Raw genomic sequence first — 12,350 nt, 5'->3', positions numbered from 1 at the left:
TGTGGAGCATTCACCCCATGTCGGACATGACGACCAATGCGACGAGCGACCCGACGACCCACGCGGCGAACACGCGGAACGCGACGGAGTCGGGAGTGGCGCGGGGCACCGTGCGGCGGCTCGGCCGCCGGCTGCCCGTCATCGGCGGAATCGCCGCCGGCAGCGTGCTGCTGCTCGCCGTCCCGGCCTTCGCGCATGTCAGCGTCCAGCCCGACGGTCAGGCCGAGAAGGGCGGCATTGCGACCGTCAACTTCAAGGTGCCCAACGAGCGCGACGACGCCTCGACGGTGAAGCTGGAGGTCACCCTGCCGACCGACCACCCGCTGGCGTTCGCGATGCCACAGCCGGTGCCCGGCTGGAAGGTCGAGGTCACCAAGACCAAGCTCGACAAGCCCCTGGAGATGCACGGCGAGAAGATCAACGAGGCGCCCTCGAAGATCACTTGGACCGCCGACGACAAGGGCGTCGAGCCCGGCCAGTTCCAGCAGTTCCCGGTCGTCCTCGGACAGCTCCCCGAGGACGCCGACCAGGTCGTCTTCAAGGCCCTCCAGACGTACTCCAACAAGGAGGTCGTGCGCTGGATCGAGCCGACGAAGGAGGGCGCCGCGGAGCCGGAGAACCCCGCGCCGGTGCTCGAACTCGCCGAGGCGAGCGGTGACGGGCATCACGGCGGGACCGGCGACCACGACGCCAAGAGCGACGCGAAGGCCACGCACGACGCGATCTCCAACGCGGCCGGCTCGGCGTCGAGCAGCGACAGCACCGCGCGGATCCTGGCCGTCGTCGGCATCGTCGTCGGCATCGTCGGTGTCGCCTTCGGCGTGCTGGCCGGCCGTCGCCGCGGCGCCTGATCACCGACCGGGCCGGCGCCCGACCGCGCCGGCCCGGCACTTCGTTTCCCGGGCCACCGGGATCTCTGGACCAACGGGATATTTCTGTAATGCGTAGCTCTACAAGGCGCCGTGCCCTGCCCGGCGCACCGCGCCGAAGGACCGTGCTCGTCTCCGCCGTCGCGGCGGCCGCGGCCCTCACCCTCACCGCCTGCGGCGCCGACGACGGCGGCAAGCCCGTCGCGGACGTCTCCGGCGGCACGGCCGCCAAGCCGATCGTCAAGCTCGACAACCCCATGGAGAAGCCGGACCTCGTCCTGACGGACACCAACGGCAAGAAGTACGACCTGCTGGAGAAGACCAAGGGCCATCCGACCCTGATCTACTTCGGCTACACCAACTGCCCGGACGTCTGCCCGCTGTCGATGGCCAACATCGCGGTGGCGGTCAAGCAGCTGCCGAAGGCCGAACAGGACGACCTCCGGGTCGTGTTCGTCACCTCCGACCCCGAGCGCGACACCTCGGCGGCGCTCAAGAAGTGGCTCGGCGGGATCAACGCCGACTTCACCGGCCTGACCGGCGACTTCGACACGATCCAGGCCGGCGCGCGCAGCGTGAACATCGGCATCGAGAAGCCCGTCAAGAAGAAGAACGGCGACGTCGTCTCGACACATGGTGCCCAGGTTCTGATGGCGTCCCCGAAGGACGACCGGATCCACTGGCTGGGCATGCAGGAGGCCACCTCCGACGACTACACCAAAGCAATTCCGAAGATCATCAAGGGGCAGAACCCGTGAACCGCCGTACCACCCTCGCCGCCGCCCTCGCCCTGACCGCCGGCCTCGGCCTCGCGGGCTGCGCCGACGAGGAAACCGCCCCGCAGCTCAAGGTCGACGGCGCGTACATGCCGCAGCCGGTCACCAAGGACATGGCCGGCGCGTTCTTCACGATCAAGAACAGCGGCGCCGCCGACAAGCTCACCGCGGTCACCACCAACCAGGCCAAGGACGTCACGATCCACAAGACGGTCGGCAACAAGATGGAGCAGGTCGACTCCCTGGCGATTCCGGCGGGCGGCGAGCTCAGGCTCGACCGCGGCGGCAACCACCTGATGCTCATGGGCCTCAAGTACAAGCCGCTCAAGGGCGACGGGATCAGCGTCCAGCTGCACTTCGCCCACGCCCAGCCGATCAACGTGGCCATCCCGGTCAGGGCCGCCGACTACGCGCCGAAGAAGTAACGGTCGGGCGGCACAGGAACGTCACAGCAACGGCAGTTGAGGGGAGCGATCACTATGGTCACCACCGGGCTACGGCCGCGACGGTCCGCCGTACTGCGGCTGCTGGTCGTCATGGCGGCGCTGGCCGGCGCGCTGCTCGGCGGCGCCGCCCCGGCGTCCGCGCATGCCGCGCTGACCGGCAGCACGCCGACGCAGGGTTCGGTGGCGGACCGCGCACCCGAGCAGGTGACGCTCACCTTCTCCGAGGGCGTCGCGATGGGCGACGACTCCATCCGGGTCCTGGACCCGAAGGGCAAGCGGGTGGACCGCGGCAAGCTGCGCAATCTGTGCAGCGGCAGCACCGTCAAATACGGCGCGGGGCTGCCGCCGGGGCTCGCCGACGGTACGTACACCGTCGCCTGGCAGGCGGTCTCCGCCGACAGCCACCCGGTTTCCGGCGCCTTCACCTTCTCCGTCGGCGCGCCCTCCAAGACCGCCGCCACCGTGCCCGAGCAGGAGGCCGGCGGCGGGCTGGTGGGCGCGCTCTACGGCATCGCGCGCTATCTGGCCTACGCCGGGTTCGTGCTGCTGGTGGGTGGCGCCGCCTTCGTGGTCGCCTGCCGCCCGGCCGCGTCCCGCGTACGGTCCGTGCAGCGCCTGGTCGTTCAGGGCTGGGCCGTGCTGACGGCCGCGACCATCGTGATGCTGCTGCTGCGCGCCCCGTATACCGGGTCCGGCGAGCTCGCCGACGTCCTCGACCTCGGCGGTCTCAAGGCGGTCCTCAACACCAAGCCCGGGGCGGCGCTGGTCTCCCGGCTGCTGCTGCTCGGCGCCGCGGCGGTGTTCGTGGCGGTGCTCTTCGGGGCGTACGCGCAGGCGCACGAGACGCGGCGGGAGCGGGATCGGGAGGCGGAGCCGGAGGCGGAGGCGGAGGCGGAGGCGGCGGACGCGGACGCGGACGCGCCGGACGAGGACACGGGGGACGAGGAAGCGGCGGTCGAGAAAACGGCGGACGAGGACGCCAAGCGGCGCCGGGATCTCACCTTCGGGCTCTCCTTCGGTGGCGTGATCGTCGCCGCCGGTCTCGCCGCGACCTGGGCGATGGCCGAACACGCCTCGACCGGGCTGCAACCCGCCGTCGCCATGCCGGTCGACGTCCTGCATCTGCTCGCCGTCGCCTTCTGGCTCGGCGGGCTGACCGCCCTGCTGGTGTCCCTGTACTGGGGACCGCCGGTCGAGCGGAGCGCCGTACACCGCTTCTCGCGGATCGCGTTCTGCTCGGTGCTGGTGCTGGTGGCCACCGGGATCTACCAGTCCTGGCGGCAGGTCGGCAGCTGGCGCGCGCTGACCGACACCTCGTACGGGCAGCTGCTGCTGCTCAAGACGGGCCTGGTCGTGGTGCTGGTCGGCATCGGCTGGACGTCGCGGCGGTGGACCGCGCGGCTCGCGGAGATCCGTACGACGGGTGCCGCGGAGACCGGGCGGGAGGCCGGAGCGGAAGCCGGGCAGGAGGCCGAGGGAGCCGAGGGAGCCGGGCGGGAGGCCGAGGGGGCCGAGCCGGAGCCCCGGGAGGCCGAGCTCGAATCGGTGACCGTCGCCAAGGCGCAAACCGGCGCCGAAGCGGATGCAGCCGCGGATGCCGACGCAAGCGCAGGCGCAGGTGCCGACGCCCCCCACCCCCAGGCGCCCGCCCCCGCCCCCGACCCCGCCCGCGCCGCTCAACTGGCCCGTCAGCAGGCCGCGTTGAGCACCGCCCGCGCCAAGCGGCTCCGCGACGCCGACCCGGAGCGGCTGGGGCTGCGCCGGTCCGTGCTCGCCGAGGCGTCGGTCGCCGTCGTGCTGCTGGCGGTGACCACCGTGCTGACCGCCACCGAGCCGGCCCGTACGGAAGCGGCGGTCAAGGCCGCGGCCGGGCAGAACGGTGGCGGGGCCGCCACCGCCGGCCGGCCGCAGGTCCTGACCATCCCCTTCGACACCGGCGGCCCGCGCGGCAAGGGCACCGCCCGGCTCGACCTCGACCCCGGACGCAGCGGCAGCGCCAACGAACTGCGTCTGCGGATCTCCGACCCGTCGGGCAAGGCCATGGACGTCCCGGAGGTGAAGATCTCCTTCACCCTCAAGTCCCAGAAGCTCGGACCGCTGCCGGTCGTCCCCCGGCACAGCGGGGTGGGCCGCTGGAGCGCCCACGGCGTACAGCTGCCGGTCCCCGGGAAGTGGCAGCTCTCGCTGCTCGTACGGACCTCCGACATCGACCAGATCACCGAGACCGAGAACGTGAAGATCGGCTGATGAGCAAGCAATCCAAGCAAGCCCCGGACCCGCAGGTCTCCCTGGAGCTCTCCCGCCGCCGGCTGCTCGGCACGGTCGGTGCGGCGGGCGCCGCCGGGCTGGTCGTCGGCGGGGCCGGGGGCGCCCTCGCGGTCTCCGGCGGCGAGCAGGCCGCGCCCACCGCGCTCACCACCATCGGCTCGACCGAGGTCCCGTTCCGCCCCGAGCGCGCCAAGCACCAGGCGGGCATCACCACTCCGTTGCAGGCCAACGGGCATCTCGTCGCCTTCGACCTGGTCCCGGGCGCGGACCGCAAGGCCGCCGCAGCGCTGCTGCGCCGCTGGTCGCGGACGGCCGAGGAGCTGATGGCCGGGCGGGCCCCGGACGCCGACACGGGGGTCGCCCTCGACGCCGGCCCGTCCTCGCTGACCGTCACCTTCGGCCTCGGCCACAGCTTCTTCGACCGTACGGGCCTCCAGAAGCGCCGTCCGGTACAGCTCGACCCGCTGCCCGACTTCTCCGCCGACGCGCTGGACCCCAAGCGCAGCAACGGCGACCTGTGGATCCAGATCGGCGCCGATGACGCGCTGGTCGCCTTCCACGCACTGCGCGCGCTCCAGAAGGACGCGGCCGGCAGCGCGCGGCTGCGCTGGCAGATGAACGGTTTCAACCGCACGCCGGGCGCCACCGCGCACCCGATGACCAGCCGCAACCTCATGGGCCAGATCGACGGCACCAACAACCCCAAGCCCTCCGACGAGGATTTCGACGAGCGGATCTTCGTGGGGCGGGACGCCGACCAGGAGTGGATGCGCGGCGGGTCGTACGCCGTCGTGCGCCGGATCCGGATGCTGCTGGACGACTGGGAGAAGCGTTCACGGGGCGAACAGGAGCGGGTCATCGGGCGCCGCAAGGACAACGGGGCGCCGCTGACCGGCGGTTCGGAGACCACCCCGATGCGGCTGGACCAGAACGGCGCCGACGGGCTGCCGGTCATCCCCGCGAACGCCCATGCGCGGGTCGCGGCTCCGGAGTCCAACCAGGGCGCGGCGATGCTGCGCCGCCCGTTCTCCTTCCACGACGGCTACCGCGACGACGGCGCCCCGGACGCGGGCCTGCTCTTCGTCTGCTGGCAGGCCGATCCGCTGCGCGCCTTCACCCAGGTCCAGCGGAAGCTGGACCGCGGCGACGCGCTCTCCCCGTTCCTGCGCCACGAGGCGAGCGGGCTGTACGCGGTGCCGCCGGCCGCGGCGCCCGGCGACTACGTCGGCCGGCCGCTGCTGGAGGGCTGAGGGACCGGAGGCCGAGGGACCGGAGGGCGGGGGAGCTTAGGCAGGACCCCGGTCCGGCCCCGTGCGGGCTCGGTATCGTGACAGGACAGGGAGAAGATCGGCGGGGCGCCCCCGCAGTTACGCGAGGAGTCACCTGCATGTCGGCCAGCCGCTACACCTATCTCGGCCCCGAGGGCACGTTCACGGAGGCCGCGCTGCGCACGCTTCCCGAGGCGGCCACCCGGGAGCTGACGCCGATGGTGTCGGTGCCGGCGGCCCTGGACGCGGTGCGGGCCGGGGAGGCCGCCGCCGCGCTGGTGCCGATCGAGAACTCCGTCGAGGGCGGGGTGACCACCACCCTCGACGAACTGGCCGCCGGCGAGCCACTGATGATCTACCGCGAGGTGCTGCTGCCGATCGCCTTCGCGCTGCTCGTACGCCCCGGTACGGCCCTGCACGACGTGAAGACGGTGACCGGGCACCCGGTGGCCCAGCCACAGGTGCGCAAGTGGCTGGCGGCCCAACTCCCGGAGGCCGTATGGGAGTCGGCGGCCTCCAACGCGGACGGCGCGCGGCTGGTGCAGGAGGGGCGCTACGACGGCGCGTTCGCCGGCGAGTTCGCGGCGGCGACGTACGGCCTGGAGCCGCTGGTCACCGACATCCATGACGCGCAGAACGCGGCCACCCGCTTCGTCCTGGTGGGCCGTCCGGCCCGGCCGGCGGCGCCCACCGGCGCGGACAAGACCTCGGTCGTGCTGTGGCTGCGCGAGGACCACCCCGGCGCCCTGCTGGAGCTGCTCCAGGAGTACGCGGTCCGCGGCGTCAACATGATGCGGATCGAGTCCCGGCCGACCGGTGAGGGCATCGGCCGTTACTGCTTCTCGGTGGACTGCGAGGGGCATGTCACCGACCGCCGGGTCGGCGAGGTGCTGATGGGTCTCAAGCGGATCTGCCGCGGGGTGCGCTTCCTCGGTTCGTACCCGCGGGCCGACGAGGTGACGGCGACCGTACGGCCGCAGATGACCGACTCGGCGTTCACGGAGGCTTCGGACTGGCTGGCGCGCTGCCAGGACGGGCGGAGCTGACGGCTACCTAGCGTCGGCGACGCAGCTGAGGGCGACGTCGCCGACGGCGTCCGGGCGGCGCTGTCGGGGCCGTCGTCGAAGGCCGTCGTCGGAGGCCGTCCCGGTCCGGCGCGGGGACACCATGCGACGCATACGACCTGCGGTTTTGGCGTGCCGCGAGTTTTCCACAAAGTTATCCACAGGCACGGTTCTCGATCTGTGGGTAAGTCGACACAACAGCCGGACAGAGTCGACAAATCCCTCTAGTGACCGCACACCCCTCCACAGGGCCCCACCTTGTGCGGCGTCAGCTTAATTTACGCGATCAATCCTTTAGAGCGAGGCAATCCCACACGAAAGAGTGCCGGAAGGTGGTTTGAACAAGGAATCCATAGCGGAACATTCCGGGAACGGAATGATCACTTCCGACTTCCACAGACCTCGCACACAGCCTGTGGATAAGACCCCCCGAACCCCCGCCCCCTGTGGACAACCCCGGCCGTGAGCCGGGTTCGAGGCCCGATCGGTGACCCAGGGTGGCACCTCGCCTCCACAGCGCGAATGCCGCATTGCGGATACCGGATCAAGGAAACCGGACCGGAAAACGAGACGGGAACCGGACTGGAAACGGGATCGGAAACCGGACCGGAAACCAGCACCCCCAAACCGGACGCGGAACCGGCCCGGGGAGCCAGGCCTCCGGGAATGCGCGGCACGGCAATTCCTTGACGATCACTCCTGCGCCCATTCACCCCGCCGTCCATTCCCACCCCACCTATTCCCACCCAAGGAATAAATAGCCGCAAAACGGTCAAATGATGGCACGCGGCAATATCACGTCGAGTGCCGGGGCACGGCCCCGGTAGCCTGGTGGGGTGATTGACCTTCGCCTGCTCCGTGAGGACCCCGACCGTGTGCGCGCCTCCCAGCGCGCCCGTGGAGAGGACGTCGAGCTCGTCGACGCCCTGCTCTCCGCCGACGAGCGGCGCAGGTCGTCCAGCGTCCGCTTCGACGAGCTGCGCGCCGAGCAGAAGGCGCTCGGCAAGCTCATCCCCAAGGCCTCTGGCGACGAGAAGGCCGCGCTGCTGAAGAAGGCCGGCGAGCTGGCCGCGGCCGTCAAGGCCGCCGACGCCGCGCAGGACGAGGCCAAGGACGAGACCCAGACGCTGCTGCTCAAGCTCGGCAACATCGTCCACCCGGACGTGCCGGTCGGCGGCGAGGAGGACTTCACCGTCCTCGAAACCCTCGGCACCCCGCGCGACTTCGCCGCCGAGGGCTTCGAGCCCAAGGACCACCTGGAGATCGGCGAGCTGCTCGGCGCCATCGACGTCGAGCGCGGCGCCAAGGTCTCCGGCTCGCGGTTCTACTACCTCACCGGCGTCGGCGCGCTGCTGGAGCTCGCCCTCGTCAACGCCGCCATCGCGCAGGCCACCGAGGCCGGCTTCACCCCGATGCTGACGCCCACCCTGGTGCGCCCGCGCGCCATGGAGGGCACCGGCTTCCTCGGCCAGGCCGCCGAGAACGTCTACCACCTGGAGAAGGACGACTACTACCTGGTCGGCACCTCCGAGGTCCCGCTCGCCGCGTACCACATGGACGAGATCCTCGACGCGGGCAAGCTGCCGCTGCGCTACGCCGGCTTCTCGCCGTGCTACCGCCGCGAGGCCGGTACGTACGGCAAGGACACCCGCGGCATCTTCCGGGTCCACCAGTTCGACAAGGTGGAGATGTTCTCCTACGTCGCGCCGGAGGACGCACAGGCCGAGCACCAGCGGCTGCTGGACTGGGAGAAGCAGTGGCTGACCAGCCTGGAGCTGCCCTTCCAGGTGATCGATGTGGCCACCGGCGACCTCGGCGCCTCGGCCTCCCGCAAGTTCGACTGCGAGGCGTGGATCCCCACCCAGGGCAAGTACCGCGAGCTGACGTCGGCGTCGAACTGCAATGAGTTCCAGGCGCGGCGGCTCTCGGTCCGGATGCGCGAGACCGTCGACGGCAAGCAGAAGGTCCAGCCGCTCGCGACGCTGAACGGCACGCTCTGCGCCGTCCCGCGCACCATCGTGGCGATCTTCGAGAACCACCAGCAGGCGGACGGCTCCGTGCGCGTCCCCGAGGTGCTCCGCCCCTACCTGGGCGGCCGCGAGGTCCTGGAGCCCGTCGCCAAGTGACCGCCGCCGCGCCCTCGCTCCCCTACAAACTCATCGCGACGGACCTCGACGGGACGCTGCTGCGTCCGGACGAGACCGTCTCCGAGCGCACCCGCGCGGCGCTCACCGCGGCCACCCGGGCGGGCGCGGCGCATATCGTCGTCACCGGCCGCTCGGTGCCCTGGACCCGGCACATCCTCGACGCCCTGGACTACCAGGGCCTCGCGGTGTGCGGGCAGGGCGCGCAGGTCTACCACGCGGGGGAGCGCCGGCTGCTGACGTCGGTGACGCTGGACCGGCAGCTGGCCGGACTCGCGCTGTCCAAGATCGAGGCGGAGGTGGGCCCGCTGTTTCTGGCGGCGAGCCGGGACGGCCTGGAGGGCGAGGTGCTGGTCGGCGCCGGCTACCGCGTCCAGGACGGCCCCCTGCCGACCGTCATGATCAAGGACCCCGCCGACCTGTGGGCGGCCCCGCTCAACAAGGTCTACCTCCAGCACCCGACCCTCGACGACGACGAGCTCGCACGGACCGCACGCGAGGTCGCCGGGGATCTGGTGGGGGTGACGATGGCCGGCGAGGGCATAGTCGAACTCCTCCCCCTGGGCCTGTCGAAGGCCACCGGACTCTCACTGGCCGCCAGGCGGCTGGGCCTCAAGGCCAAGGAGACCGTCGCCTTCGGCGATATGCCCAACGACATCCCGATGTTCGCCTGGTCCGCACACGGCGTGGCAATGGCCAACGCCCACCCCGAACTCACGGCCGTCGCCGACGAGATCACCACCTCCAACGAGGACGACGGCATCGCACACGCCTTGGAGCGGATCTACGGGCTCTGAGAGCCGGGAGTGGGTTGACGGGCTCTGACGCCGGCGAGCGGATCTACGGGCTCTGAGTGAGGCCGTGGGAGGGCGGTCGGAACACGGGAATACCCGCTCCGCACCCCGACGTTGTGGACCCGCAGGGGGCCTTCGCATCCCCTAGGGGATCTGTTCGAACGCCCCCTAGGGGACACCCCCGGGCCCCTCCTCGGCCCCCTCCGTGGGTTCCTCGTGTTCCCCGTGTTCCCCGTGTTCCCCGGGTACGGACGCGGCCGGCGTCAGCGGCCAGGCCGCGTAGCCCATGACCAGCGCGATCGCATGGCCGAAGTCGGTGAAGGTCGCCCCCGTCATCAGGGGGACCGCGAAGAAGGCCAGCACCACGGCGAGATACACATGGCGCCAGAGCGGCCGCAGACGATACGTCAGCACACCGGCGGCGGCCGCCAGCCCGTAGGAGACGCCGATGTCCACCACATGGGTCATCGAACGCGGCAGCCGGTGCCCCTCGATGGCCAGCAGGACGAGTTCCTGGCTGGCGAGCGTGGCGGCGACATGCGCGGCCGCGACGGTCAGCAGCCAGCGCCAAGTGCCCATCCATCGCTCGACGTTGGCGTGCAGCAGCTCGAACATCACCACGTAGAGCAGAAACGACCCGGGCTGCTCGATCCAGAAACCGCTGATCAGCAGCGAGGGCAGCGGATGCTCGTTCAGCTCATGGATGTTGCTGCTGGTGCGGTGGAGGAGGAAGTGCTCCAGGCCCTCGGATGCCGAGGCGATGACGAGGCTGGTGATGCCGATGATCAGCAGCCAGATGTGGGTGCCGGGAGTGGAGCGGATCCAGGCCAGGAGCCAGTCCGTGGCCCGGAGGAGCCGGCGGCGGACGGCTTGGATCTTCCCTTTGGGCGTCTCGTTGGACGCCCTGTTGTGCGCCCCGTTGTGCGCCCCGTCCGCCGTATCGTCCGCCCTGCCCTCGGTTTCCACCGTAAGAGGCTAACGCGGGCGGAATGCACCATGGTGCGCGTGGCGGGTCGGCACCCGGAGCCGTACGGCCGTACGGGGTTCCGGGTTGCCGCCCTCGGGCCCTGTGAAGATCTTCGCGGTGCAGCAACCCCCAAGTCAATCCTCAGGTTTCCTTTCAAAACCCTTAGAGATAGCTTGGATTGGGGCTAGCGTGAGCCCGTGACTCTCGACGATCTCCGCGCCTTCGTGGCCGTCTGCGAGGCGGGCAATCTCAGCGCCGTCGCCCGGGACCTGGGGTGTACGCAGTCCGCCGTCAGCCAGCGCATCAAGCGGCTCGAACGCGAGGCGGGCATCGGCCTGTTGGAGCGCCGGGCGCGCGGCGTCGCGCCGACCCAGGCGGGCCGGATCCTGCAGCGCGCGGCCGCCGACGGCCTCGGCGGGCTGGATCTGGCGCTGCGCACGCTGGCCGATATGCGGGAGGGCGACGGCGGCACGGTCCGGGTGACCACCGGCGCCACGACCGTACGGCACTTCATGTCCGACGCGGTGGTCGCCTTCCGGGCCCGCCATCCACGGGTCAACCTGGAGTTCCAGACCGAGAGTTCCAGCCGCCGCTGCTTCGGGGCGGTCGCGGACGGCACGTCCGAGCTGGCCTGGATCACCATCGGTCCGCCGGTACGGGGCATCGAGCAGCACCCGATGATCGATCTGCCGTGGGTGCTGGCCGTACACGCCGACGATCCGCTCGCGTCGCGGGAGCGGATCGAGCCCGAGGAGCTGGCCGGCATCCGGCACATCCGACTGCCGGAGAACTCCACGTCCAGGATGCGGCTCGACGGCCATCTGAACAGCCGGGAACCCGGGCCGCTACCGCCACCGAGCACCACCAGCGTCGCGGACTGGGACACCGCCCTGCTGCTGGCCGAACTGGGCGTCGGGCATGCGGTGGTACCGCAACCGCCGGGCCACCGCGACACGGCCGGGTCGGCGCTTCGGCTGGTGCCGATCCCCGCGCTGCCCCCGCTGGCGACGGGCTGGGCGGTACGCCAGTGGGCGGCGCTGAGCCCGGCGGCCGTGGAATTCGCCGAGACGGTTCGCGGGGCGCTGCGCGTTGCCTGAGCCGGTCTTGGTCCCCAGCCGTTTGCGGCGGGTCCGCCGCGCTTCGCCGGCGGGGTGCGGGCGGGGGTGCGGGTGCACATGGTCGATCAAGCGGGTTCAGCCCCGTCACAGGAAGTGGCGAAGTCGCCACCAACCGCCGATCTTCGGTCGCCAACCGTGGCCCCCCGGCCACTCAGCGACTACATCGCGTCAAGTCCTGTCCAGGAATCGTCAAGGATGCGTCAGCGAGCACCCAGCTGTCCGGTTTTCCGGGAATAGCGTCTGAGACGAGCCCCGGCGTACGCGTCTTCCACCGGTCCGGGGCCGATGTTCTGCCCTAGGAGCAATACCGTGTCCCACACCACCCTGTACGCGGAAGATCCCGAACCGGCCGATCGCGTCCCGGCCGGACCTCTCTTCGTCCCCGTCCGGTCGGGTCCCGCGGGCTGCACGGCCCGCATGTTTCGCACTGCCCTCGGCGGTCGTACCGCCGTCGGCTTCACCTCACAGCAGCGGCTGACCGAAGCCCTGGGCGGCGGCCAGCCCTGGGTCACGCTCTCCGAGCCCGCGCTCCGCGCTCTGACCGAGCCCCTGGGAGCCACCGCGGTCACCGTCGACCCACGGTTCGCCCCCGAGATGTCCCGGGTCCGTCACGTACGGGCCGCGTGAGGGGGCGAA

General features: G+C 71.1%; 11 protein-coding genes. 10 read left to right on the top strand and 1 reads right to left on the bottom strand.

Annotated elements, in window-relative coordinates; genetic code table 11:
• The first annotated feature begins 17 nt into the window (after positions 1-17).
• The 8 genes from FCH28_RS23530 to FCH28_RS23495 all read left to right on the top strand — a co-directional run bounded on the left by FCH28_RS23530 (position 18) and on the right by FCH28_RS23495 (position 9,632).
• Entirely contained in the window at positions 18-851 is an 834-nt protein-coding gene (locus FCH28_RS23530; RefSeq protein WP_136742089.1) for a YcnI family copper-binding membrane protein, read from the top strand.
• A gap of 89 nt (positions 852-940) precedes the next feature.
• The gene (locus FCH28_RS23525) at positions 941-1,627 is read left to right on the top strand and encodes an SCO family protein (RefSeq protein ID WP_136742088.1); all 687 of its coding nucleotides are present in this window, start codon (positions 941-943) and stop codon (positions 1,625-1,627) included.
• A complete protein-coding gene (locus tag FCH28_RS23520) occupies positions 1,624-2,070 on the top strand; it encodes a copper chaperone PCu(A)C (protein WP_136742087.1) in 447 nt (148 codons plus the stop codon). Before FCH28_RS23525 ends, FCH28_RS23520 begins: the two co-directional genes overlap by 4 nt.
• 54 nt (positions 2,071-2,124) lie before the next feature.
• Positions 2,125-4,338, top strand: coding sequence for a copper resistance CopC/CopD family protein (locus tag FCH28_RS23515; RefSeq protein WP_136742086.1), 2,214 nt, complete (start codon positions 2,125-2,127; stop codon positions 4,336-4,338).
• On the top strand, positions 4,338-5,609 hold the full coding sequence (gene efeB / locus FCH28_RS23510) for an iron uptake transporter deferrochelatase/peroxidase subunit (protein WP_136742085.1): 1,272 nt from the start codon (positions 4,338-4,340) through the stop codon (positions 5,607-5,609). Before FCH28_RS23515 ends, efeB begins: the two co-directional genes overlap by 1 nt.
• A 137-nt stretch (positions 5,610-5,746) precedes the next feature.
• Positions 5,747-6,673: a prephenate dehydratase gene (pheA, locus tag FCH28_RS23505; protein WP_136742084.1), complete on the top strand. Its 927-nt coding sequence runs from the start codon at positions 5,747-5,749 to the stop codon at positions 6,671-6,673.
• Positions 6,674-7,527: 854 nt separating this feature from the next.
• Positions 7,528-8,817 (top strand): serine--tRNA ligase, encoded by a 1,290-nt coding sequence (gene serS / locus FCH28_RS23500; RefSeq protein ID WP_136742083.1) that lies wholly within the window; start codon positions 7,528-7,530, stop codon positions 8,815-8,817.
• On the top strand, positions 8,814-9,632 hold the full coding sequence (locus FCH28_RS23495) for an HAD family hydrolase (protein ID WP_136742082.1): 819 nt from the start codon (positions 8,814-8,816) through the stop codon (positions 9,630-9,632). The genes serS and FCH28_RS23495 overlap by 4 nt, the downstream gene beginning before the upstream one ends.
• Positions 9,633-9,797: 165 nt before the next feature.
• On the opposite strand, the gene FCH28_RS23490 is transcribed toward FCH28_RS23495, so the two are convergent.
• Positions 9,798-10,505 (bottom strand): rhomboid-like protein, encoded by a 708-nt coding sequence (locus FCH28_RS23490; protein ID WP_136742223.1) that lies wholly within the window; start codon positions 10,503-10,505, stop codon positions 9,798-9,800.
• 288 nt (positions 10,506-10,793) lie between these two features.
• Between FCH28_RS23490 and FCH28_RS23485 the strand changes: the two genes are divergently transcribed.
• Both FCH28_RS23485 and FCH28_RS23480 read left to right on the top strand, forming a co-directional pair.
• The gene (locus FCH28_RS23485) at positions 10,794-11,693 is read left to right on the top strand and encodes a LysR family transcriptional regulator (protein WP_136742081.1); all 900 of its coding nucleotides are present in this window, start codon (positions 10,794-10,796) and stop codon (positions 11,691-11,693) included.
• 330 nt (positions 11,694-12,023) lie between these two features.
• The gene (locus FCH28_RS23480; RefSeq protein WP_246103101.1) at positions 12,024-12,341 is read left to right on the top strand and encodes an SAV_915 family protein; all 318 of its coding nucleotides are present in this window, start codon (positions 12,024-12,026) and stop codon (positions 12,339-12,341) included.
• Positions 12,342-12,350: the final 9 nt, after the last annotated feature.

This window comes from Streptomyces piniterrae, from assembly GCF_005048155.1.
Classification (GTDB): Bacteria; Actinomycetota; Actinomycetes; order Streptomycetales; family Streptomycetaceae; genus Streptomyces; species Streptomyces piniterrae.
The sequence above is the reverse complement of the archived record's forward strand: the minus strand, read 5'-3'. Positions and strand labels throughout refer to the sequence as shown.